21 protein-coding genes are annotated in these 21,556 nt (G+C 65.5%); 14 read left to right on the forward strand and 7 right to left on the reverse strand.

Annotation, left to right across the window (positions count from 1 at the left end; all coding sequences use genetic code 11):
* Positions 1-73 precede the first annotated feature (73 nt).
* The 3 genes from ACW17U_RS04595 to ACW17U_RS04605 all read right to left on the reverse strand — a co-directional run bounded on the left by ACW17U_RS04595 (position 74) and on the right by ACW17U_RS04605 (position 2,798).
* Positions 74-757 (reverse strand): TetR/AcrR family transcriptional regulator, encoded by a 684-nt coding sequence (locus ACW17U_RS04595; RefSeq protein WP_062147607.1) that lies wholly within the window; start codon positions 755-757, stop codon positions 74-76.
* A gap of 234 nt (positions 758-991) precedes the next feature.
* Positions 992-2,170 (reverse strand): vWA domain-containing protein, encoded by a 1,179-nt coding sequence (locus tag ACW17U_RS04600; RefSeq protein WP_062147605.1) that lies wholly within the window; start codon positions 2,168-2,170, stop codon positions 992-994.
* 115 nt (positions 2,171-2,285) lie between these two features.
* On the reverse strand, positions 2,286-2,798 hold the full coding sequence (locus ACW17U_RS04605; protein ID WP_062147603.1) for a GNAT family N-acetyltransferase: 513 nt from the start codon (positions 2,796-2,798) through the stop codon (positions 2,286-2,288).
* 63 nt (positions 2,799-2,861) lie between these two features.
* On the opposite strand from ACW17U_RS04605, the gene ACW17U_RS04610 reads away from it, so the two are divergent.
* From ACW17U_RS04610 to dxs, 6 genes are all read left to right on the forward strand, one after another.
* Positions 2,862-3,782: a histone deacetylase family protein gene (locus tag ACW17U_RS04610; RefSeq protein ID WP_492055019.1), complete on the forward strand. Its 921-nt coding sequence runs from the start codon at positions 2,862-2,864 to the stop codon at positions 3,780-3,782.
* A 35-nt stretch (positions 3,783-3,817) separates the two neighbouring features.
* Positions 3,818-4,441 carry a histidine phosphatase family protein gene (locus ACW17U_RS04615; protein ID WP_492055020.1) on the forward strand — a complete coding sequence of 208 codons (624 nt, stop codon included), beginning with the start codon at positions 3,818-3,820 and terminating at the stop codon, positions 4,439-4,441.
* A gap of 105 nt (positions 4,442-4,546) precedes the next feature.
* Positions 4,547-4,804: an exodeoxyribonuclease VII small subunit gene (locus ACW17U_RS04620; protein WP_062147594.1), complete on the forward strand. Its 258-nt coding sequence runs from the start codon at positions 4,547-4,549 to the stop codon at positions 4,802-4,804.
* The gene (locus ACW17U_RS04625; protein ID WP_062147590.1) at positions 4,804-5,148 is read left to right on the forward strand and encodes a tRNA-binding protein; all 345 of its coding nucleotides are present in this window, start codon (positions 4,804-4,806) and stop codon (positions 5,146-5,148) included. The genes ACW17U_RS04620 and ACW17U_RS04625 overlap by 1 nt, the downstream gene beginning before the upstream one ends.
* A complete protein-coding gene (locus ACW17U_RS04630) occupies positions 5,145-6,029 on the forward strand; it encodes a polyprenyl synthetase family protein (RefSeq protein ID WP_062147587.1) in 885 nt (294 codons plus the stop codon). Before ACW17U_RS04625 ends, ACW17U_RS04630 begins: the two co-directional genes overlap by 4 nt.
* Positions 6,030-6,046: 17 nt before the next feature.
* Positions 6,047-7,966 carry a 1-deoxy-D-xylulose-5-phosphate synthase gene (dxs, locus tag ACW17U_RS04635; protein WP_492055021.1) on the forward strand — a complete coding sequence of 640 codons (1,920 nt, stop codon included), beginning with the start codon at positions 6,047-6,049 and terminating at the stop codon, positions 7,964-7,966.
* A gap of 83 nt (positions 7,967-8,049) precedes the next feature.
* On the opposite strand, the gene flgH is transcribed toward dxs, so the two are convergent.
* The 4 genes from flgH to flgF are packed head-to-tail and all read right to left on the reverse strand — an operon-like array spanning position 8,050 to position 11,089.
* A complete protein-coding gene (gene flgH, locus ACW17U_RS04640; RefSeq protein ID WP_062147580.1) occupies positions 8,050-8,784 on the reverse strand; it encodes a flagellar basal body L-ring protein FlgH in 735 nt (244 codons plus the stop codon).
* A gap of 11 nt (positions 8,785-8,795) precedes the next feature.
* Entirely contained in the window at positions 8,796-9,545 is a 750-nt protein-coding gene (gene flgA, locus ACW17U_RS04645; RefSeq protein WP_492055022.1) for a flagellar basal body P-ring formation chaperone FlgA, read from the reverse strand.
* 4 nt (positions 9,546-9,549) lie between these two features.
* Complete coding sequence (gene flgG, locus ACW17U_RS04650; protein ID WP_062147574.1) at positions 9,550-10,338, reverse strand: flagellar basal-body rod protein FlgG; 789 nt, start codon at positions 10,336-10,338, stop codon at positions 9,550-9,552.
* Positions 10,339-10,351: 13 nt separating this feature from the next.
* The gene (gene flgF, locus ACW17U_RS04655) at positions 10,352-11,089 is read right to left on the reverse strand and encodes a flagellar basal-body rod protein FlgF (protein WP_492055023.1); all 738 of its coding nucleotides are present in this window, start codon (positions 11,087-11,089) and stop codon (positions 10,352-10,354) included.
* 225 nt (positions 11,090-11,314) lie between these two features.
* Between flgF and fliL the strand changes: the two genes are divergently transcribed.
* The 8 genes from fliL (at position 11,315) to edd (ending at position 21,549) form a co-directional block, all read left to right on the forward strand.
* Positions 11,315-11,938 carry a flagellar basal body-associated protein FliL gene (fliL, locus tag ACW17U_RS04660; RefSeq protein ID WP_062147568.1) on the forward strand — a complete coding sequence of 208 codons (624 nt, stop codon included), beginning with the start codon at positions 11,315-11,317 and terminating at the stop codon, positions 11,936-11,938.
* Positions 11,939-11,968: 30 nt separating this feature from the next.
* A complete protein-coding gene (fliM, locus tag ACW17U_RS04665) occupies positions 11,969-13,108 on the forward strand; it encodes a flagellar motor switch protein FliM (protein WP_062147565.1) in 1,140 nt (379 codons plus the stop codon).
* The gene (locus tag ACW17U_RS04670; RefSeq protein WP_492055024.1) at positions 13,105-13,659 is read left to right on the forward strand and encodes a DUF6468 domain-containing protein; all 555 of its coding nucleotides are present in this window, start codon (positions 13,105-13,107) and stop codon (positions 13,657-13,659) included. Before fliM ends, ACW17U_RS04670 begins: the two co-directional genes overlap by 4 nt.
* Positions 13,659-14,462, forward strand: a complete 804-nt coding sequence (locus ACW17U_RS04675; RefSeq protein ID WP_492055025.1) for a MotE family protein — start codon at positions 13,659-13,661, stop codon at positions 14,460-14,462. Before ACW17U_RS04670 ends, ACW17U_RS04675 begins: the two co-directional genes overlap by 1 nt.
* Before the next feature lie 7 nt (positions 14,463-14,469).
* The gene (locus tag ACW17U_RS04680) at positions 14,470-17,340 is read left to right on the forward strand and encodes a tetratricopeptide repeat protein (protein WP_492055026.1); all 2,871 of its coding nucleotides are present in this window, start codon (positions 14,470-14,472) and stop codon (positions 17,338-17,340) included.
* Between the two features lie 242 nt (positions 17,341-17,582).
* Positions 17,583-19,037, forward strand: a complete 1,455-nt coding sequence (zwf, locus tag ACW17U_RS04685) for a glucose-6-phosphate dehydrogenase (protein ID WP_062147551.1) — start codon at positions 17,583-17,585, stop codon at positions 19,035-19,037.
* 2 nt (positions 19,038-19,039) lie between these two features.
* A complete protein-coding gene (gene pgl, locus ACW17U_RS04690) occupies positions 19,040-19,732 on the forward strand; it encodes a 6-phosphogluconolactonase (protein ID WP_492055027.1) in 693 nt (230 codons plus the stop codon).
* A gap of 5 nt (positions 19,733-19,737) precedes the next feature.
* On the forward strand, positions 19,738-21,549 hold the full coding sequence (gene edd / locus ACW17U_RS04695; RefSeq protein ID WP_492055028.1) for a phosphogluconate dehydratase: 1,812 nt from the start codon (positions 19,738-19,740) through the stop codon (positions 21,547-21,549).
* Positions 21,550-21,556 lie beyond the last annotated feature (7 nt).

Below are 21,556 nucleotides of genomic sequence, written 5' to 3' on the forward strand. Positions count from 1 at the left end.
GTGTTTGCGCCGGTTTTCCGGGCGACGGTCTGGCCCCTCTCCCCGGGCAAGTCGCGGGTCGGCGGGGCAAATCCTAGGCTGCGAAGCCCGCCTCGGCGAAGGCGAGCATGCGTGCCAAAAGGGCGACGACATCGCCCTCACTGGTGGTGCCTTCTGACAGGACGTTCAGGCGATCAAACTCGGCGAAGCGATTATTGTGCAGCATGCCGAGCGTGAAGTGCAGGCGCCAGTAGACGTCTTCCGGCGACAGGTCCGGCCGGGCGATCAGCAGGGCGTCAGAAAAACGTCGCAGGTGAGAGACATCGGTTTTCAGGATCTGACGGATATCGTCGGTACCCTCGCTGCGCGCCCGGATCAGGAACTGCAGCGAGATCCGGCGCTCGTGATCGGGGGCCAGCCAACGCAGGGGCGGGGTCAGCAGGGCGGCCAGAACGTCGCGCACGGTTGGCTTGCCGGCGTGGCGGTCATTGGCCTCGTGCAGCATGCGGGCCCGTTCGCGGTTCAGTTCCGCCGTGCGCCGCCGGAAGATCTCCAGCAGCAGGGCGTCCTTCGATCCGAAGTGATAGTTCACTGAGGCCAGGTTCACGCCGGCCGCAGCCGTAATGTCGCGGACCGAAACGTTCTGGAAGCCATGCAGGGCGAAGAGCCGCTCGGCGGCAACAAACACCAGATTCTTGGTGGCGGCTTCAGTCTCGGCGGCCTCGGCTACCCCTTCAGTCAGAAGAGGCGAGACGGCGGCGTCGGTGGTCGGACTCACTACGATTTCCCCTTTACCCGTGGGGAAGTCTTACGGGCGTTCGAAATTGGCGCAAGCGTCAAGATGGACCGCGACCTGACGAAATGCTGGCGCGTCTGACAGTTTGGCTCAACGCTGCGGGAGGCCTTGGACAGCGCGGTCCGGCGACCGGCACCTGCCGGGCCGCCGGTCTGCATGTGGCTTGGTTCCCAAGCTGGGGAGGGGGAGAATAGGGGCTTGGTTTCGCGGACGTCTTCAGGCCCGGACCAATTCGCGCATGGCCTTGTCGAGGCCCTCGATGGTCAAAGGGTACATGCGGTCATTCATCAGGGTCTTCATCACCCCGATCGACTGGGTGTAGTCCCAGTGCCGTTCGGGGGTCGGGTTCAACCAGATGGCGCTCTGATAGATGTCGGCCACGCGCTGCATCCAGATGGCACCCGGCTCCTCGTTCCAATGCTCGACGCTGCCGCCCGGATAGGTGATCTCATAGGGGCTCATCGTGGCGTCACCGACAAAGATGACCTTGTAGTCGCTGGGGAACTTGTGGAGCACATCCCAGGTCGGGATCTTTTCGACCTGCCGGCGGCGATTGTCCTTCCAGACGGCCTCATAGAGGCAGTTGTGGAAATAGTAGAACTCCAGGTTCTTGAATTCGGTCTTGGCGGCACTGAACAGCTCCTCGCAGAGCTTGATGTGGCCGTCCATCGAACCGCCGATGTCGAAAAATAGCAGCACCTTGATCTTGTTGCGCCGCTCGGGCCGTAGCTGGATGTCGAGATAGCCCTTTTCGGCCGTCCCACGGATGGTGCCGTTCAGGTCCAGTTCCTCGGCGGCGCCTTCGCGGGCAAACTTGCGCAGACGACGCAGGGCGACCTTGATGTTGCGGGTCCCCAGTTCGACGCTGTCATCGAGGTTCTTGTATTCGCGCTTGTCCCAGACCTTCACGGCCCGGCCATGACGACTCTTGTCCTGGCCGATGCGGACGCCCTCGGGATTGTAGCCGTTGTTGCCGAACGGGCTGGTGCCGCCCGAGCCGATCATCTTGTTGCCGCCCTCGTGGCGCTTTTTCTGTTCCTTCAGGCGTTCCTGCAGGGTCTCCATGAGCTTTTCGAAGCCGCCCATGGCCTCGATGGCCGCCTTCTCCTCATCGGTCAGGAACTTCTCGGTCAGGGCTTTCAGCCATTCCTCTGGAATGTCCGCAGCGATGCCGTCGCTGACCGATTCCAGTCCCTTGAACACGTGGCTGAACACGCGGTCGAACTTGTCGAGGTTCTTTTCGTCCTTCACCAGGCTGGCCCGGGACAGGAAATAGAAATCCTCGACCGAGCGGTCGATCACGTCCTTGTCGAGGGCCTCCATGAGCATCAGGTACTCGCGGAGGCTCACCGGCACCTTGGCCTGGCGCAGTTCGGAGAAGAAGCGAAGGAACATCGGCGCACACTTTCGAACAGTTGTTCGGAGTGTGGAGCGTTCTTAAACGGGACGCAACCGTCCCTGCATCCGTTCAGAAGGACGAGCAGCCGTCCGGCCAAAAGGCCGCAGGGCCTCAGCCTCGCCGCAGAATGAACTCCAGGTCGCGGGTCTCTCCGACCGGGAAGAAGTACTCGCCGACCTTGTCAAATCCCAGTCGCCCATAGAGTCGTTGGGCCCCGAAGTTCTCGGACCAAACGCCGATCCACAGAGGGCGGGGCCCGTCTTTCTCCAGCCAGTCGAGGGCGGCGTTCAGCAGCATCGATCCCTTGCCGCCGCCCTGATGGTCCTTGAGCACATAGATCCGCTTCAGTTCCCCATCGTCCGGCCGGACGTCACCATGGGGCAGATCGCAGGGACCGGCGGTCGCATAGCCAATCGCCTCGCCGTCATCTTCCAGCAGCCAGGTGGCCTTGTCGGGGTGAGCCAGGTCGTTGCGCGTCCGCTCCAGGCCATAGGCATAGGCCAGGAAGGTCTCCAGATCCTCGGGCGGATAGAGATAGTCGAAGGTTTCGGCGAAGGTGCGGGCACCCAGGCTGGAAACCGTGTCGGCGTCGTCGATCGTGGCGCGTCGGAGGGAAAGGCTCATATCGCTCCTGATAACCGCGATCGCCCTGTTTCGTCCAATACCAGCCTGCGATAGCTATGGGGCATGAGCGTCTCCCTGTTCACCCATCCTGACATGCTCGACCATCGGCCGGGTGACGGCCACGCCGAGCGTCCGGAGCGCCTGCAGGCCGTGATCGACGCCCTGGGCGACGACGCCACCCTCGACCTGGAAGCTCACGATGCCCCGCTGGTCGACCTTGCGGACCTGGCCCTGGTGCATCCTCAGGCCTTTGTCGACAAGGTGCTGGCCGTGGCCCCCCAGGCTGGTCGGCATGCCCTGGATCCGGACACCATCCTGACCCCCGGGAGCCTGGTCGCGGCACGACGCGCCGCCGGGGCGGCGGTTTCGGCCGTTCGCCAGGTCGCCTCAGGCCAGGGGAGGAGAGCCTTCTGCGCCGTGCGGCCGCCGGGCCATCATGCCGAGCCGGGCGTGGCCATGGGCTTTTGCGTCTTCTCGAACGTGGCCGTCGCCGCGCGGGTAGCCCAGGCCTCTGGTCTGGGCCGGGTGGCCATCATCGACTTCGATGTTCACCACGGCAACGGCACCCAGGCGGCGTTTGAGCACGACCCGACCGTCTTTTTCGCGTCGATCCACCAGTCGCCCCTCTATCCGGGCACCGGCGATCCGTCCGAAACGGGCCTGGGCAATATCGTCAATGCCGTCGTCGCGCCCAATGCCGCCCGCGAGACCTGGCGAGGGCGATTCGAGGGTTTGATGGATCTGGTGGACGGCTTTTCGCCGGACCTGATCCTGGTTTCGGCCGGATTCGACGCCCATGTCCGCGATCCGCTTTCGGCCCAGAACCTGGAAGCCGAGGATTTCGCCTGGGCGACCCGGGCCATTGTATCGGTCGCCAATGCCCGCTCGCGGGGCCGTATTGTTTCCTCGCTCGAGGGCGGCTACGACCTCCAGGCGCTGGGGCGCTCGGCCGCCGCGCATGTCAGCGCTCTGCAGGAGGAGTAAAGGGATCGACGGTCTGCCGTCGCTCTCTCTGGAACATGGCCGACGCAAGCAACGCCGACCAAAGCCTCGCCGGGGTCAAGCCCGCACGTTCGGGCCTCATCACCCTGGCCCGCCACGGCGAACCGGCCCTGTCGCGCAGCGTTAGGCTGAATGCCAAGGCCTATGGGGAGTGGTGGGCGCTTTATGAGGTGGGCGGGCTGAAGACAGGCCAGACGCCGCCATCGTCCCTCATCGAGATCGGTCGGACGGCCGGCACCCTCATCGCCTCCACCCGCCGACGCTCGATTGAAACCGCACAGGCCGTCTGTGGAAGCCGGGCCTTTGCGACGGACCCGCTTTTTGTCGAGGCTCCCCTGCCGCCACCGCCCTGGCCGGGCTGGATCAGCATGTCGCCCAGTCATCTGGGCTTTTTTGCCCGGTTCTGGTGGTGGTTCTTCAACCACCATAGCGGCCAGGAATCCCGTGCCCAGGCGGAGGCCCGGGCCGACCAGGCGGCTGATCTGCTGATTGAACTGGCCGGGAGCGGCCAGGACGTGCTGGTTCTGGCCCACGGCTTCTTCAACTGGATGATCGCCCGCTCGCTGCGGAAAAAGGGCGCGCGACTGTTGCTGGATGAAGGCCATGGCTACTGGAGCCAGAAGCGGTTCACCCTCGCCTGAGTCTGTCAGGTCGCATTGCCGCTTCCCATAAGCCTGAGCTCATTCTAGGTCGTTGCCCGCATCTTCCCGCCCCACTAGGGTGCGGTGGTTCTCCCCGGAGTTGAAATGAACGACGCCACCAAAGCCACGGACGGAGATCTCGGCGGACTGAGCTTCGAGCAGGCCCTGGCCGAGCTGGAAGGTATCGTTTCCAAGCTGGAATCTGGCCAGGCTCCGCTGGAACAGTCGATCGACCTCTACGAGCGTGGCGCGGCCCTGAAGGCGCACTGCGAAAAGAAGCTTGAGGCCGCGCGCCTGAAGGTCGAAAAAATCGTTCTGGGTCAGGGCGGTGCCGTGAGCGCAGAGCCGGCGGACTTTGCCTGATGGCGTCCACCCCGATCACCTATGACGACTTCGAAAAGGTCGACATCCGCATCGGGACGGTAACCAAGGCCGAGCCGTTTCCGGAGGCGCGCAAGCCGGCCTACCGGCTGACGATCGATTTTGGCCCGCTGATCGGTGTCAAGCGCTCGTCAGCCCAGGTCACCAAGCATTATGCCCTCGGCGAACTGGTCGGACGCCGTGTGGCGGCGGTGGTCAATTTTCCGCCACGCCAGATCGGTCCGTTGATGTCCGAAGTGCTTTGTCTGGGCTTTCCGGACGCGGCGGGCGATGTGGTGCTTCTGAGCGTGGACCGCGCGGCGCCGGATGGAGGGAAGCTGTTTTGATCGATCTGGAACGACGCATCATTCAGTCGGCCGACATCGTTACGGTGGCGCTGGACGAGCTGCTGCCGCGCGCCGATGGGCCCGAGAGCCGACTGACCGAGGCCATGCGCTATGCGGCCCTGGGGCCCGGCAAGCGCCTGCGGCCCTTCTTTGCCCTCGAAACCGGCAAGATGTTTGACCTGCCCGAGCGGCCGGTCCTGCGGGCGGCCTGCGCCCTGGAATGCATCCATGCCTACAGCCTGGTGCATGACGACCTGCCGGCCATGGATGACGACGACGTCCGACGGGGGCGTCCGACCGTCCACAAGCAGTACGACGAGGCCACGGCGATTCTTGTCGGCGACGCCCTGCAGACCTCGGCTTTCGAGATCATGGCCCATCCCGATACCCATGACGACGGCCATATTCGCGCCGAGCTGGTGCGAAAGCTGGCGATCGCCTCCGGCGCCAAGGGCATGGTGGGCGGGCAGATGATCGATATTCTCGGCGTTCGGGATGACCTGGGGGCCGTCGCCCGCATGCAGCGCCTGAAAACCGGCGCATTAATCGCTTTCGCCTTTGAAATTCCGCTGATCATTGCCCGGGCCAAGGATTCCGAGCGCGCCGCCCTGATGGGCTTCGCCCAGGACCTGGGTCTGGCCTATCAGATCGTCGACGACATTCTCGACGCCGAAGGCGACGAAGCCGTTCTGGGCAAGGCGGCCGGCGGCAAGGATGCCGCCATGGGAAAGACCAACTATGTCACCCTTCTGGGCCTGGATGCTGCCAAGGAAAGAGTGAACCTCCTGGCGGCCCAGACCCGGTCGCACCTCGATATTTTCGGCGAGCGCGCCAATCATCTGCGTCACAGCGTTGATTTCGTGCTGGACCGGCGCAACTGAGCGCGCTTTCTTCGGGCATGACCACCGTGACTCCTCTCCTCGACAAGATCGCCTCGCCCGCCGATACGCGCGGATTTTCCGTGGCCGAACTCAAACAGCTGGCCAACGAAGTCCGCGCCGAGACCATCGATGCGGTCTCGGTGACCGGCGGGCACCTGGGTGCCGGCCTGGGCGTGGTCGAACTGACCGTTGCCCTTCATCACGTGTTCGAAACGCCAAAGGACATCGTGATCTGGGATGTCGGCCACCAGGCCTATCCCCACAAGATCCTGACCGGTCGTCGCGACCGCATCCGCACCCTGCGCCAGGGCGGTGGGCTGTCGGGCTTCACCAAGCGGGCCGAGAGCGAATACGACCCGTTCGGTGCCGCCCACGCGGCCACCTCGATTTCGGCAGCCCTCGGCTTCTGCGCCGCGCGCGACGCCAAGGGCGAGACCAACAAGGTCGTGGCCGTGATCGGCGACGGCTCGATGAGCGCCGGCATGGCCTATGAGGCAATGAACGCGGCGGTCGACACCACCAAGCAGTTGACGGTCATCCTCAACGACAACGACATGTCGATCGCCCCGCCGGTCGGCGGGATGAGCGCCTATCTGGCCAACCTCGTGTCGGGCGGCGCCTATCGCAAGGTGCGCAAGCTGGGCAAGACGGTGGTCGAGAAGCTGCCGACGCCGATGCGCGAAGCGGCCCGCAAGGCCGAGGAATATGCCCGCGGCATGGTCACGGGCGGCACGTTCTTCGAGGAACTGGGCTTCCACTATGTCGGCCCGATCGATGGCCACGACATGGATGCCCTGGTCAGTGTGCTGAAGAACGCCCGCGAGTTTGAAGACAAGCCGGTGTTGGTCCACGTCGTCACCCAGAAGGGCAAGGGCTATGCGCCGGCCGAGGGCGCGGCCGACAAGCTCCACGCCGTGGTCAAGTTCGACGTCGTCACCGGTCAACAGCAGAAGGCCGCCGCCGGCCCGCCCAGCTATACCAAGGTCTTTGCCCAGGAACTGGTGCGCCAGGCCGAGCGCGACCCCAAGATTGTCGCCATCACCGCCGCCATGCCCTCAGGCACCGGCCTCGACCTGTTCGAAAAGGCCTTCCCGCAACGCACCTTCGACGTGGGTATCGCCGAGCAGCATGCGGTGACCTTTGCCGCCGGCCTCGCCGCCGACGGCATGAAGCCCTTCGCGGCGATCTATTCGACTTTCCTGCAGCGCGGCTACGACCAGGTCGTGCACGACGTGGCCATTCAGCGGCTGCCGGTGCGTTTCGCCATGGACCGGGCCGGCCTGGTCGGCGCCGACGGCCCGACCCATGCCGGGACCTTCGATATCGGCTTCATGGGGGCCTTGCCCGGCATGATTCTGATGGCCGCCGCCGACGAGGTGGAACTGGCCCGGATGGTCGCCACCGCTGTCGAGATCGATGACCGCCCCAGCGCCTTCCGCTATCCGCGCGGCGAGGGCCTGGGCCTTGAGATGCCGGTCGGATGCGCTGAGCCTCTGGAGATCGGCAAGGGCCGGATCGTTCGTGAAGGCACCAGTGTCGCGATCGTTTCCTTCGGCACCCGCCTGGGCGAAAGCCTCAAAGCTGCCGACCTGCTGGCCGCCCGCGGGCTGTCGGCCACGGTCTGCGATGCCCGGTTCGCCAAGCCGCTGGATCTCGACCTGCTGCTGCGGCTGGCCCGCGAACATGAGGCGATCATCACCGTGGAAGAGGGGGCCATGGGTGGCTTCGGCGCCTTTGTGCTGCAGGCCCTGGCCCAGCACGGCGCGCTGGATCGTGGCCTGAAGATCCGCACCCTGGTGCTGCCTGATGTCTTCCAGGACCAGGACAAGCCGGACCTGATGTACGCCCAGGCCGGCCTTGACGCCGAAGGCATCCTGCACGGAGCCCTGTCCGCCCTCGGGATCGACAATATCTCGGCGGCGGGTCGCCGGGCCTGATCAGGCTGAGAAAGTTCAGGCGCGGCAGCCTTTCGGCACCGCGCCTGACCTCAAGGATGTGTCGGGCTTGATCTGGCTACGGCCTAGAAGGGCGACAAGCGCTCGACCAGGGCCTGGCCGCCCGGCGTCTTCTGCACCCGGCTGATGTCGCCACGGCCGCCGTAGCTGATACGGGCTTCGGCAATCTGGGTGTGCTTGACGGTGTTGGTCGAGGAGATGTCCTCGGGGCGCACGATGCCGGCCACCGTCAGTTGACGCAGTTCGGCATTGGTGCGGACTTCCTGCGTGCCCTGAATGACCATGTTGCCATTGGGCATGACCTGGCTGACCACGGCTGCGATCGTCAGGCTGATCTTCTCGGAGCGACTGACGCTGCCGCCGCCGGCATTGGTGAAGGTCGAATTGGTGCCGATGGCATTGGCCGGGTCAAAGCCGCCCGGCAGGATCTTGCCCAGGCTGGATTCCAGACCCAGGAAGTTGCTGACCCCGGCCTTGGTGGTGGAGGCGCGATTGCTGGCCGAGTTGTTCTTGGTGCTGGCGCTGTCGTCGATATCGATCTGGACGGTCAGGATATCGCCGATCTTGCTGGCGCGCTGATCGTTGAAGAAGGCGCGGGCACCTACCCGCCACAGCGAATTGGACGAGGCGGCCTGGGGAGCAGGATCCCGTGACGAGACATACTGCTGGGTCATGGGGGCCAGCTGGGCGGGATAGCCGACCGGAGCCAGCTCAGGTCCCTTCACCGCTTCGGTGACGGTCGAACAGGCGGCGAGCGGGGCCAGGGCGAGGGCGGCGACGGCAAACAGGGCAGGGCGCATGGACTGGACCTCTAGCGAGCGGCGTAACGGACGGATGGGCGGTTCTGCATGGCCTGGGCCTGGGGACCGACCAGCGCGGAGCCAGGACCGGTCGCGACCGCCTGGATGATCTTCTTGGACTGGGTGTTCTGGACCGAAACGACCTCGCCGGCGGCGGCGGCCGTCATGGCCTTGGCTTGCAGGGCAAGGGAAATGCCGCCGTTCTCGTAGGTCACGGTGATGATGTCGCCCGTCTTGATGACCTGGGCGGCGGCGACGTCGCGCAGCGAGGCTGCCGCGCCTTCCCGCAGGGCCCGCTTGGCGGTCATGCCGATCAGAGCGTCGGCATCCTGAGGCGCTTCTGCCGGCGAAGCCGCAGCCTTGATCCAAATCAGATCCTGCGGCTGGACAATTTCGCCGGCAGCCAGGCTGCGGGCATAGGCAAGAACTTCCACATTGGCCCGGGCGCGCACCACGCCGGGGGCGGTCGCGGGGCTCTCGACGCCCTGACGGACGATGATCCGCCGCAGGCCCTGGGCATTTGACCAGTCCAGGCCAGCCCGGCGTGCGACCGCCTGGACCTGGCCCGCGTCCAGCACCGCCGTGGCACCGACCCGGTTGGCGACCAGGGTTTCCGAGGCCGCTCCGGTACCTTCGAACAGGTCGCCGAGGGTGACGCGACCGTCGGCATCGGTGGTGTCCATCCGCAACGATACGGTCTGGGCGGCGAGGGCGGGGCCGGCGAGCAAGAGGCAGCAGGTGGTGATCAGCAGGCGCTTCATGGGTCTATGACCTCAGCTGCGAGGTAGCCTGCAGCATCTGGTCGGCCGTGGTGATCACCTTGGAGTTCATCTCGTAGGCGCGCTGGGCGACAATCAGGGCGGTGATCTCGCTGACGGCGTCGACGTTCGACGCTTCGGTATAGTTCTGCAGCAGGGTTCCAAAGCCAGGCTGGCCGGGGGCGGCGATATTGGCCGCGCCCGAGCCGCCGGTTTCCATGAACAGGTTGTCGCCGATGGCTTCCAGACCCCCTTCGTTCATGAAGTTGGCCAATTCGATCTGGCCGATGGTCTGGGGCGCGGTCTGGCCCTGCAGGGTCACCTGAACCAGGCCGGTCTTGCCGATGCTGATGGCGACGGCGTTCTGCGGCACGGTCAGGCCGGGCTGCACCGCATAGCCGTCGTCCGTGACGATCTGGCCTTGGTCATTGGTCGAGAAGTTTCCGGCGCGCGTATAGGCCGTTTCGCCCGAAGGCAGCAGGATCTGCAGGTAGCCCTTGCCCTGAATGGCCACGTCCAGCTCGTTGCTGGTCATGGTGGGCGTGCCCTGTTCGGTGATCCGGTAGACGGAGCCGGCCTTCACGCCGCCGCCGATCTGAACGCCGGTCGGCACGACATTGCCGTCGCTCGAGGACTGGGCACCGGCCCGCTCGATGGTCTGATAGAGCAGATCCTGGAACTCTGCCCGCTGACGCTTGAAGCCAACAGTGTTCATGTTGGCGATGTTGTTCGAGATGACCTCGACATTCAGCTGCTGGGCCGACATGCCGGTCGCGGCGGTGCGCAGGGCTTGCATGATCTAGGTTCCCTTAATTGGCCTTGCCGAGCCGCTCGACGGCGGATCGGGTCAGTTCGGCGGTGTTGTCCATCATCTTGGCCATGCTCTCGTAGGCGCGTTGCACCTCGATCAGCTTGGTGATCTGGACGACGGACTGGACGTTGGATGCTTCCAGCATGCCCTGGTGCACGACGGCGCTCGCGGCGGGCTGAAGGGTGGCGTTGGCGGTGTTGCGATAGAGGTTGTCGCCATCCTTGCTGAGGGTGGACAGATCGTCGGCGACGACCACCGCGATCTTTCCGACGCTCGTCCGGCCCTGGCTGATGTTGCCGTCCTTGCCGATGGTGACGCTGCCCTGCTTGGGATCGACGATGATTTCGCCGCCTCCCTCGTCCAGGACGGGATGGCCGGTCTGGGTGACCAGCTTGCCCTCGGCATTGGTCGTAAAGCGGCCGTCACGGGTATAGCGCTCGCCCCCTGCGGTCTGGACCTTGAAGAAGCCCTGACCCTCGATAGCCACATCGAAGTCGCCGCCGGTCTTGGTCATCGCGCCTTGGGTGAAATCGCGCGCCACACCGTCATCGAGAACGAACTTGATGGGATTGGTGCTGCCCAGGGTGCGGGCCGGCTTTGCCGGCTCGGTACGGACCATCAGATCTTCGGTCTTGAACCCCGTCGTATTGGCATTGGCGATGTTGTTGGCGACGATGTCCAGCTCGCGGCGGAGTGTCATCTGGCGCGATAGGCCGATGTACAGCGCGTTTTCCATGGCGAGTTAACTCGAGCGGCTGACGCGACAAATGCGCCGCAACCCTTGATGCAACCCTTGTGCCAACCTGAAAAAGCTAGTGAAAACAAACAATAGTAGGGTTAACGGCGGGGTGCCTGCCGGAGTCTGCCGGGTGGATTCTGCCTGCGACGAATTGGCCGCCAAAACACATCGTTAACCATGCTCGCGCATGAGTAGGCGGGTAGATTCCAAGGAACCGCGCGCGTGGCCAAAAAACCCCCCAAGGAAGCACCCGCCCCAGAAGGCGAAGAGGGTGCTGACGGTGAAGCGCCGGCCAAGAAGAAGCCACCGATCGTGCTGATCGCGGCGGCTGCTGGCGTGCTCGTGCTGGGCGGCGGCGGGGCTGCAGCCTTCTTCCTGATGAAGCCCAAGCCCGAAGCTCACGGTGAAAAGGGCGCTGAAGAGCACGGCAAGGAAAAGAAGGAAAAGAAGAAGGACGACAAGAAGAAGGAGGGCGAAAAGGGTGCAGCGGCCGGCGCGGAAGGCGCTGCGGGTACGCCTGTGATCAAGGAAGGGCCCGACGGGATCGTCTTCTACACCCTGCCCGATATCGTCGTGAACATGCAGACGGCAGACGGCAAGTCGACCTTCCTGAAGCTGAAACTGACCTTCGAGCTGCCTGACGAGGAAACGGCTGAGGTCCTGACACCGAATCTGCCAAGGCTGCAGGACATGTTCCAGACCTTCCTGCGCGAACTGCGTCCGGAAGATCTGAACGGCAGCCAGGGCACCTACCAACTTCGCGTCGAGCTGCTGCGCCGGGTCAATCTGGTCGCTGCGCCCTCGAAGGTGAATGCAGTCCTGATCGAGGAGATGCTGATCAACTAGCGCCTGCGGGCGCTGGTTGGGCGAACCAACATGGCGGACGAACTCGACGATCAGGCCGCGATGGCCCAATGGGCCTCGCAGAACCCGCCCGGTGGGGGCGAGGGGAGCGGTGCTGCGGGCGAGTTCGGCGATTTCAGCGGCGGCATGGGCGGCGGCTGGGACGACGGCGGCGGCGACATGGCGGGGTCCGAGCGGATCCTGAACCAGGACGAAATCGACAGCCTGCTGGGCTTCGACCTGTCCGGCGACGGCAATGATGACCGCACCGGCATCCGGGCGATCATCAATTCCGCCCTCGTCAGCTACGAACGTCTGCCGATGCTCGAAATCGTCTTCGACCGCCTGGTGCGGTTGATGACCACGAGCCTGCGCAACTTCACCAGCGACAATGTCGAGGTCAGCCTCGACAACATCAGTTCGATCCGGTTCGGCGACTATCTGAACTCGATTCCCCTGCCGGCCATTCTGGCGGTGTTCCGGGCCGAAGAGCTGGACAATTACGGTCTGCTGACCGTCGATTCCAACCTGATCTATTCGATCGTCGACGTTCTGCTCGGCGGGCGCCGTGGCACGGCGGCGATGCGCATTGAAGGCCGGCCCTACACCACGATCGAGCGGGTTCTGGTCCAGCGCATGATCGAGGTGGTGCTGCACGACCTTAAGGCCGCCTTCGAGCCGCTGCATCCGGTCTCGTTCACGCTGGACCGGCTTGAGACCAATCCGCGCTTCGCGGCCATCGCCCGTCCGGCCAATGCCGCGATCCTGGTCAAGCTGCGCATCGACATGGAAGACCGCGGCGGCCGTATCGAGCTGCTCCTGCCCTATGCGACCCTGGAGCCCATCCGCAAGATGCTGCTGCAGCAGTTCATGGGCGAGAAGTTCGGTCGCGACAACATCTGGGAAGGCCACTTGGCCACCGAGCTCTGGACGACCCAGATGGAGGTGCGCGCCGTACTGGACGAGCAGCAGCTGCCGCTGTCGCGGGTGCTGAACCTTCAGGTCGGCGACACCATGATGCTGAACGCCACGCCTGACAGTCTGGTGGAACTCCGCGCAGGGTCAATTCCGCTCACCCGTGGCCGCATGGGGCGGCGCAACCATTCCATTGCCATTCGCGCGGAAGCGCCGCTGACGCCGGCGGCCAAGAAGGCGGTTCAGAAACTGAAATGAGCCTCGTCGCCGTTGCCATGAATGCTCTGCTTGCGATCCTTCTGATCGTGGCGCTCGGCTTTGGCTGGCGACTGGAGCGTCGTCTCAAGGCCCTGCGTGACAGTCATGCAGGCTTCGCCAAGGCCGTCGCTGATCTGGATCTGGCGGCCGCCCGCGCCGAGCAGGGCCTGGCCGACTTGCGGGCTGCCACCGATGAAGCCTCGGACGCTCTGGCTGATCGCATCGAACGCGCCACGGCCCTGGCCGCCAAGCTCGACGAGCGCCTCAACCGGCCCCTCGTAACGCCGGCGCCTCCGGCCGCTGCGCCGGCACCTGCCCGGACCGATCGACCCGAATCCACGGCGGACCGCCGCCTCAAGGCCGAAGACTTCGAGCGCCTGCTGGATCGCGAAGCCAAGGTCGGCCGACCCAGTGAGGCTTCCACCCGGCCGACGGCTGTGCGGCCAAATCTTCCCAAGGAAACCCCGCGTTCACGAGCGCGGGTAGATGATGACCTCTTCGAGGGCCCGGTCGATCCGCCGCGTCCCGGACCCAGTTTCAGAGCCCGGTGATGAAGAACATTCCTCGCATCCTTCCGCTGGTCGGCGTCGCCGTCGGTGGTGTTTTGGCCGTTAATGCCCTGGCCGGGGCCCAGTCGCTCCCGGACATGCTGGGGGGTGCCAAGGCCTTCGCCGAAGGCGTTGTGAAGCCTGACGCCAAGGCCGGGCAAGGCGAAGAGGCCAGGTCAGCAGAATCCGCTGGTCAGAACGTCGCTGCAACGGCGGCCGCCGCTGTTCCGCCGCGGGTCTGCGCGCCTTCAACGACCGACCTTGCGCGCGAGGCGGGCCTGTCACCCGCCGAGCTGCGTATCCTGCAAAGCCTCGGCGCGCGTCGCGGCCAGTTGGACCAGCGCGAGCAGGACATCGATGTGCAACTGCAGCTTCTGGCCGCCGCCGAAGCCAAGCTGGATGCCAAGGTCAAGGCGCTCAATGGCCTCAAGGGCGACATCCAGGGCCTGCTGGGACAGGCCGACGCCCAGAAGTCGGCTGAGGTCGACCGAATGGTCACGGTCTTCTCCAGCATGAAGCCCAAGGACGCCGCAGCGCGCATGACCATCCTGGAGGATTCGGTGCGTCTGCCGATCGCCGCCAAGATGAAAGAGCGCACGCTCAGCCTGATCCTTGCCAACATGCTGCCGTCCGACGCCAAGGTCCTGACCGAGCGTCTGGCCAATCGTTTCGCCAATGACGCGATTACCAAGGGCAAGGCGGCTGTCGCCGAAAACGGCGCGCCTGCTGGGGGTGCCAACGCTCCGGGCAAGCAGGCGGCGGCTGCGCCCCTGGCCGGTGCGCCCGCGCCCGGGAAGGCCGGTTAGGCGCTCGATGAGTCTTCGCGCGATCCTGCGGACTGGCGTCGCGGCGGCCTGCATCGTCAGCGTGGCGGCACCGTCGGTCTATGCCGCCGGTCCCGTCGTGGCTGCGCGTGGGGCGCTGGATGTTCGCGTTGCCCAGGCCGCCGAGTTTAGCCGGCTCGAGTTCCATTGGGCGGGCGGCGCACGCATGACCTCCAGGCGCGAAGGTCAGGTCCTGACCTTCCGTTTTAATCGCGATGCCAATCCCGATCTTTCGACCCTGAGATTGAACCCGCCGCGCTGGATCAAGTCGGCCGAGGCCCGGCGTGCGGGGGGGGCGCTCGAGATCATCGTCACCCTGGCGGATGACGCCGATGCCCGGATCGGCAACGCCGACGGCGCCGATTTCGTCAACATCTTTGCCCGGGCTGGGGCCTCGGCCGAAGCCGCCCAGGCGCCGGTCCCTGTCGCGCCGGTTGGTCGGCCCAATCCCATGCCGCCCGGGGGTGTCGTTCGGGCCGGATTCGAGAAGGCCGAGGGTCAGGCGCGCCTGGTGTTCAACTGGGCGGCTCCCGCCGGCGCAGCCGTTTTCCGACGAGGGGACGCGGTTTGGGTGGTGTTCGACACTCCGGCCCGCCTGGACCTGTCCAAGATCCCGGCCAGCGGTCCGCATTTCAGCAAGGTTCAGGTCTTCAAGGGGGCTGACTACAGCGCCGTGCGGATCTCGACCCCGGTCGGCACGCCCTACTATGCCGAAGGCCAGGGCGGGCTTTGGACCATCAGCCTGGGTGCCGGCTCCCAGGCCACCCCTGATCCCGTCCGCGTGGCCCGGGATGAGACCGTCACGCCGGCGACTTTGACGGCCGCCCTGGCGGGCGTCACAAAGGCGGTCTGGGTCAATGATCCGGCGGTTGGCGATCGCCTGCTTGTCGCTCCAGCCCTGGCCCCCTCCAAGGGGCTGCCGTCGCGTCGCGAATATGTCGAGATGGCGATGTTGCCCTCGGCCCAGGGCCTGGCGGCAGAGACCTATGCCAGCGACCTGATGGTATCGGTCGATGGCGACCTGCTGCGCATAGGGCGGCCCAAGGGACTGGTCCTGTCGCCGCTGTCCGCCGCCAAGGCCCCGGAAATCGCCGCTGCCGGCGCACCTCAGCCCATGGCCATGCCGGCTCTGGTTGATCTGGACAACTGGCCCAAGACAGGTTCGGGCGGCTTCCTGGCTCGTTACAATGCGCTTCAGGGAGCCATTTCCGCCGTCGGCGAAAGCGAGGACAAAAGCGGCGATATCGGTGCCCGCATGGCCCTGGCGCGTTTTCTCGTCGGCTCGGGCATGGCCTATGAAGCGATCGGCGTGCTCAATGCCGCCGCGCGCAAGCACCAGACCCTGATGGGCGATGCCGAGTTCCGCGGCCTTCGCGGCGTGGCACGGGTCATGGCCAACCGTCTGACGGAGGCCGAGACCGATTTCGCCTCGCCGGTCCTGGCCGATGACGCCTCCAGCGCCCAGTGGCGCGGCTATATCGCCGCACAGCAGGGCGAGTGGTCCGATGCTCGCCAGAAGTTCGCGTTCGGCGGCCGCGCGCTCGAGCTGTTCCCGGCTTTGTGGCGCGCTCGCTTTCTGCATGCCCAGGCCGAAGCCGCGCTCGGCGTCGGCGACCTTGTGGGGGCCCAGCGCCTGATCACCGATGCCCTGGCCCAGCCCAAGGTTCCGGTTGAGGATCAGCTCGACATCCGTCTCACCCAGGCGCGCATTTTCGAGGCCAAGGGCGAGAAGACCCGGGCCCTGCGCATGTTCCAGGCCATCGCCAAGGCGCCGATTGATCGGATCGCGGCACCGGCCATCCTGCACGCCACCCAGATTCGCCTGGCCAAGGGCCAGATTGACGCCGGCGCGGCGGCCGCCGAGCTCAATCAGTTGCGCTTCCGCTGGCGTGGCGACGGCGTTGAACTCGAGACCATTCGCGGGCTCGGCAAGCTGTTTATCGATCAGGGCCGCTATCGCGAGGCGCTCGAGGTCCTGCACTCGGCCGGCAACAATCAGCCCGACCATCCCGAAGCCATCGCGCTGCGCAACGATCTGAACACGGCCTTCCGGGCGCTGTTTCTTGATGGCCTGGCGGATGGCATGCAGCCCATCCAGGCCGTGGGCCTGTTCTACGATTTCCAGGACCTCACGCCGCTCGGCGCTGATGGCGACCAGATGGTTCGCAATCTGGTCCGCCGTCTGGTCGACGTCGATCTGCTCGATGAAGCCGGCAAGCTGCTGAAATACCAGGTCGACAACCGTCTGGATGGTGTGCCGAAAGCCCAGGTGGCCACCGATCTGGCCTGGATCTTCCTGATGAACAAGCAGCCCGAGAGTGCGCTGCAGGCCATCAATGAGAGCCGCACCACGATCCTGCCGCCGGCCCTGAACGCCGAGCGCCGCCTTGCCACCGCAAGGGCCTATATGGGTCTGGGGCGTTATGATGCGGCGCTCGAACTGGTCGAGACCGACAACGGCCGCGACTCCCAGGACATCCGCGCCGAAATCGCCTGGAAGCAGCGCACCTGGCCTGCCGCCGCCAGCCTTTATGAAAAATCGCTCGGCGATCGCTGGAAAGGGCAGGGCGCCTTGTCGGCGGGTGAAGAGGCGCGCCTGCTCCGGGCGAGTGTCGCTTATAGCCTCGCGGACGATGACGGCGCGCTTGGGCGGTTGCGGCAACGCTATTCGGGCTTCGTCGAGGGGGCCCGCAATCCGGAAGGCCTGCGGGTCGCGCTTTCGGGTATGAACGTTGAGTCGTTGTCGAGTGCCGACTTCGGACGGGTCACAGCCGACAATGAAGCCTTTGGCGGCTGGGTGGCCAAGATGAAGGACCGTTTCCGGGCTGCACGCCCGGCCGGCTCTCCCGCGCGCGGCTAGGCCGCACAGATTTTCCGCATGACCCGGCATTTCAGATCCGGCGCGCAACGCGTGTGCGCGGTGCCGGGCCCTTGCGCGACAAACAACCCGTAAAACTGGATTGGTCTTATGGCGAGCGGCGTGCGTTTGGCCTAGTTAGAGCGCCGCCCGACTTCCCGGGCGGAACGTTGATCGACCCGACTTGCCAAGTGCGAGTAGTCATGTCATGACAACGTTGTCATAGGGTGGAAGATCTAGTGAATATGACCAACGACGGCGAAAATGGCCGTGAGGTTCTGGTGCTGCTGGGCGGCGCCGGGGATCTGGCGCTGCGAATGCTGCTGCCTTCGCTTTATTTCCTGGAGGTTGACCGCCTCCTGCCGCACGATTTGAGGATCATCGGCGTCGCGCGCGGCGAGGGTGACGGCGCCAGCTATAAGGCCCTGGTGCGGGAGCAGCTGGGCAAGCGCGCCACGGTCGAGGAGGCGGCCTGGAGTCGCCTGGCGGCCCGCCTGGACTACCTTTCCGTCGACATCACCAAGGACGAGGGTGCGGCGCAACTGGCCGGACTGATCGGAGAGCATGGCTCGCTGGTCGTCTATTTCGCCCTGTCGCCTAGCCTCTATGGTCCGGTCTGCAATGCCCTGCAGTCCGCCGGCCTGACGGGACCCAAGTCCCGCCTGGTGCTGGAGAAGCCGATCGGTCGCGACCTGGAAAGCTCGCGCAAGACCAATGCGGCCGTGGGGGCCGTGGTCGGCGAAGAGCAGATCTTCCGCATCGATCACTATCTGGGCAAGGAAACCGTCCAGAATCTCACAGCGCTGCGGTTCGCCAATGTGCTGTTCGAGCCGCTCTGGGACCGCAACACCATAGACCACGTCCAGATCACCATCGCCGAAACCGAGAAGGTCGGCGACCGTTGGCCCTATTATGACGAGTACGGGGCTCTGCGGGACATGGTGCAGAACCATATGCTGCAGCTCCTCTGCCTGGTCGCGATGGAGGCCCCGTCGGGCTTTGATCCCGACGCCGTCCGCGACGAGAAGGTCAAGGTTCTGCGCAGCCTGCGGCCGTTCAACAAGGACACCGTGGCCCATGATACCGTGCGTGGTCAGTATGTGGCCGGCGTTGTCGAGGGTGGGGCCCGCGAGGGCTATCTGCAGGAAGTCGGCAAGACGACCCGTACCGAGACCTTCGTGGCCATGAAGGTGGCGATCGACAACTGGCGCTGGGACGGGGTGCCCTTCTTCCTGCGTACCGGCAAGAACCTGCCTGACCGCCGGACCCAGATTGTCGTTCAGTTCAAGCCGTTGCCGCACAATATCTTCGGCCAGGCCACCGATGGCGACCTGGTCTCCAACCGGCTGGTCATCGACCTGCAGCCGGATGAAAACATCATCCTGACCCTGATGAACAAGCGTCCGGGGCTTTCGGAAGAGGGCATGCGCCTGCAATCCCTGCCCCTGTCCCTGTCGTTTGGTCAGAGCGGCGGGCGCCGGCGGATTGCCTATGAGAAGCTGTTCCTCGATGTTTTCCGAGGTGACCGCACCCTGTTCGTGCGTCGCGACGAGGTCGAACAGGCCTGGAAGTTCATCGACGGCGTTTCGGCGGCCTGGGCCCTGGCCAATATCGAGCCGGCTCCCTATGCCGCCGGCACCTGGGGGCCGCAATCGTCGAACGGGCTGATCTCGCCCGGCGGCCGTTCGTGGAAGGCCTGATCATGACGCAGCCGCAGATCGAAGTCTTCCCGTCGCGGGACACGCTTTATGAGGGTGCCGCCTCGGTGCTGGCATCAGCCCTGACCACCGGCGTTGCCCAGCGTGGCCAGGCCGGGTTCGCCGCCACCGGCGGCACCACGCCCGCCCCGGTCTATGATCGCCTGTCGCAACTGACCGTGCCCTGGGACAAGGTGATCGTGACGCTCAGTGATGACCGCTTCGTGCCGCCGTCCCATCCTGGCAGCAACGAGGGTCTGGTTCGTCGCCATCTGCTCGTCGGCCAAGCGGCCCAGGCCGGGTTTGCGCCGCTCTATTTCGAAGGTGTGACCCAGGAAGAGTCGGCCCTGAAGGCCGAGGCGGGCGTGGCGTCGGCCTCGCCGTTTGGAGCCGTGTTGCTGGGCGTCGGTGCAGACGGCCATTTTGCCTCGCTGTTTCCGGGATCGCCGGTCCTGGCCCAGGGGCTGGACCCGGACTCGGAGCGCCTGGTTCTGGCCGCCCCGGCCGGATCACCCGCCCCGGATATTCCACGCCTCAGCCTGACCTTCGCAGCCCTGACCCGGACCGATCTTATCGTCCTGCTGGTGACCGGCGCGGCCAAGCGGGCTGTCCTGGAAGGGCCGATTGATCCGGCCCTGCCTGTGGCATCCATCCTCAAGCAGGACCGCGCCAGGGTCCGCATTCTGTGGGCGGAGTAATCGAGATGAGCCTCAATCCCGTTATTGCCCGGGTCACCGACCGGATCATCGCGCGCAGCCGGGACAGTCGTTCCGCCTATCTGGCCCATATGGATGCGGCAATCGCCAGCAACCCGGGGCGGGCCAAGCTGTCCTGCGCCAACTGGGCCCATGCCTTCGCCGCCTCGCCGAGCGTCGACAAGGTGCGAGCCCTGGACCCGAATGCGCCCAATATTGGCATCGTCTCGGCCTATAACGACATGCTCTCGGCCCACCAGCCGCTCGAAGCCTATCCGGCCCTGATCAAGGAGGCCGCACGCGAGGCAGGTGCCACCGCCCAGTTCGCCGGTGGCGTGCCGGCCATGTGCGACGGCGTCACCCAGGGGCGTCCGGGCATGGAGCTGTCGCTGTTCTCGCGCGACGTGATCGCCATGGCCACCGCCGTCGCCCTGACCCACGATGCCTTCGACTCGGCGCTCTATCTGGGCGTCTGCGACAAGATCGTGCCGGGCCTGGTGATCGGGGCCCTGACCTTCAGCCACCTGCCGGCGCTGTTCGTGCCGGCCGGGCCAATGACCTCTGGCCTTCCCAACAACGAGAAGGCCCGCATCCGCGCCCTCTATGCCGAGGGCAAGGTCGGGCGCGAGGAATTGCTGGCCGCCGAGAGCGCCAGCTACCACGGTCCGGGTACCTGCACCTTCTACGGCACCGCCAATACCAACCAGATGCTGATGGAGCTGATGGGCTTTCATCTGCCCGGTTCGGCCTTCGTCCACCCCAATACTCCGCTGCGCGAGGCCCTGGTCAAGGAAGCCGCACGCCGTGCTGCGGCCGTGACCGCCAAGGGCAATGAGTACATTCCGGTCGGTCGGATGATCGACGAGAAGTCGGTCGTCAATGGTGTGGTCGGCCTGATGGCCACCGGCGGCTCGACCAATCTGGCTCTGCATCTGGTGGCCATGGCCCATGCCGCCGGCGTGATCCTGACCCTGGAGGACCTGGACGAGATCTCGCGGGCCACGCCGCTGCTGGCCCGCGTCTATCCCAACGGTTCGGCCGATGTGAACCACTTCCAGGCCGCCGGCGGCATGGCCTTTGTGATCCGCGAACTGCTGAAGGCGGGCCTGGCGCATGAAGACGTCCTGACCATCGCCGGGCCGGGCCTGTCGCGCTACACCCAGGAGCCTGCCCTGGTCGACGGCCAGCTGACCTGGCGCGACGGCGCGGCAGAGTCTCTGGATCCCGCCATCGTCCGTCCCGTTTCCGACGCCTTCAGCCCCGAGGGCGGGCTGCGGATGCTGGGCGGCAATATCGGTCGCGGCGTCATGAAGATTTCGGCCGTGAAGGCCGAGCATCACGCCATCACAGCGCCGGCTGCCGTGTTCCAGGAGCAGGAAGACTTCATCGCCGCCTTCAAGCGTGGCGAGCTCGATCGCGACGTCGTGGTCGTGATGCGCTTCCAGGGCCCGGCCGCCAACGGCATGCCGGAACTGCATAACCTGTCGCCGTCGATTTCGGTCCTGCTGGACCGGGGCTTCAAGGTGGCCCTGGTGACGGACGGTCGGATGTCGGGTGCGTCCGGCAAGACCCCGGCAGCGATCCACGTGACCCCGGAGGCCGCCAAGGGCGGTCTGCTGGCCTATGTCCAGGACGGCGATCTGATTACGGTCGACGCGACGAATGGCGATCTGAAAGTGCTGGTGGACGAGGCGACTCTGCGCGACCGGACCCCAGCGAATGTCCCGGCGTCCAAGCCGGGCTTTGGGCGGGAAATGTTCGGCTGGATGCGTGCGGGAGTCGGCCCTGCCGACCACGGCGCCTCCGTGCTGTTTGCTTGAGGAAGTG

It is taken from the genome of Caulobacter sp. AVps16 (assembly GCF_058681455.1).

What these genes read in the sequence shown, in the direction of transcription:
- ACW17U_RS04600 (WP_062147605.1), bottom strand. Translation starts at nt 2,170, where the DNA reads ATGTTCCTTCGCTTCTTCTCCGAACTGCGCCAGGCCAAGGTGCCGGTG.
- ACW17U_RS04605 (WP_062147603.1), bottom strand. Translation starts at nt 2,798, where the DNA reads ATGAGCCTTTCCCTCCGACGCGCCACGATCGACGACGCCGACACGGTT.
- ACW17U_RS04610 (WP_492055019.1), top strand. Translation starts at nt 2,862, where the DNA reads ATGAGCGTCTCCCTGTTCACCCATCCTGACATGCTCGACCATCGGCCG.
- ACW17U_RS04615 (WP_492055020.1), top strand. Translation starts at nt 3,818, where the DNA reads ATGGCCGACGCAAGCAACGCCGACCAAAGCCTCGCCGGGGTCAAGCCC.
- ACW17U_RS04620 (WP_062147594.1), top strand. Translation starts at nt 4,547, where the DNA reads ATGAACGACGCCACCAAAGCCACGGACGGAGATCTCGGCGGACTGAGC.
- ACW17U_RS04625 (WP_062147590.1), top strand. Translation starts at nt 4,804, where the DNA reads ATGGCGTCCACCCCGATCACCTATGACGACTTCGAAAAGGTCGACATC.
- dxs (WP_492055021.1), top strand. Translation starts at nt 6,047, where the DNA reads ATGACCACCGTGACTCCTCTCCTCGACAAGATCGCCTCGCCCGCCGAT.
- flgH (WP_062147580.1), bottom strand. Translation starts at nt 8,784, where the DNA reads ATGCGCCCTGCCCTGTTTGCCGTCGCCGCCCTCGCCCTGGCCCCGCTC.
- flgA (WP_492055022.1), bottom strand. Translation starts at nt 9,545, where the DNA reads ATGAAGCGCCTGCTGATCACCACCTGCTGCCTCTTGCTCGCCGGCCCC.
- flgG (WP_062147574.1), bottom strand. Translation starts at nt 10,338, where the DNA reads ATGCAAGCCCTGCGCACCGCCGCGACCGGCATGTCGGCCCAGCAGCTG.
- flgF (WP_492055023.1), bottom strand. Translation starts at nt 11,089, where the DNA reads ATGGAAAACGCGCTGTACATCGGCCTATCGCGCCAGATGACACTCCGC.
- fliM (WP_062147565.1), top strand. Translation starts at nt 11,969, where the DNA reads ATGGCGGACGAACTCGACGATCAGGCCGCGATGGCCCAATGGGCCTCG.
- ACW17U_RS04670 (WP_492055024.1), top strand. Translation starts at nt 13,105, where the DNA reads ATGAGCCTCGTCGCCGTTGCCATGAATGCTCTGCTTGCGATCCTTCTG.
- ACW17U_RS04675 (WP_492055025.1), top strand. Translation starts at nt 13,659, where the DNA reads ATGAAGAACATTCCTCGCATCCTTCCGCTGGTCGGCGTCGCCGTCGGT.
- ACW17U_RS04680 (WP_492055026.1), top strand. Translation starts at nt 14,470, where the DNA reads ATGAGTCTTCGCGCGATCCTGCGGACTGGCGTCGCGGCGGCCTGCATC.
- zwf (WP_062147551.1), top strand. Translation starts at nt 17,583, where the DNA reads ATGACCAACGACGGCGAAAATGGCCGTGAGGTTCTGGTGCTGCTGGGC.
- pgl (WP_492055027.1), top strand. Translation starts at nt 19,040, where the DNA reads ATGACGCAGCCGCAGATCGAAGTCTTCCCGTCGCGGGACACGCTTTAT.
- edd (WP_492055028.1), top strand. Translation starts at nt 19,738, where the DNA reads ATGAGCCTCAATCCCGTTATTGCCCGGGTCACCGACCGGATCATCGCG.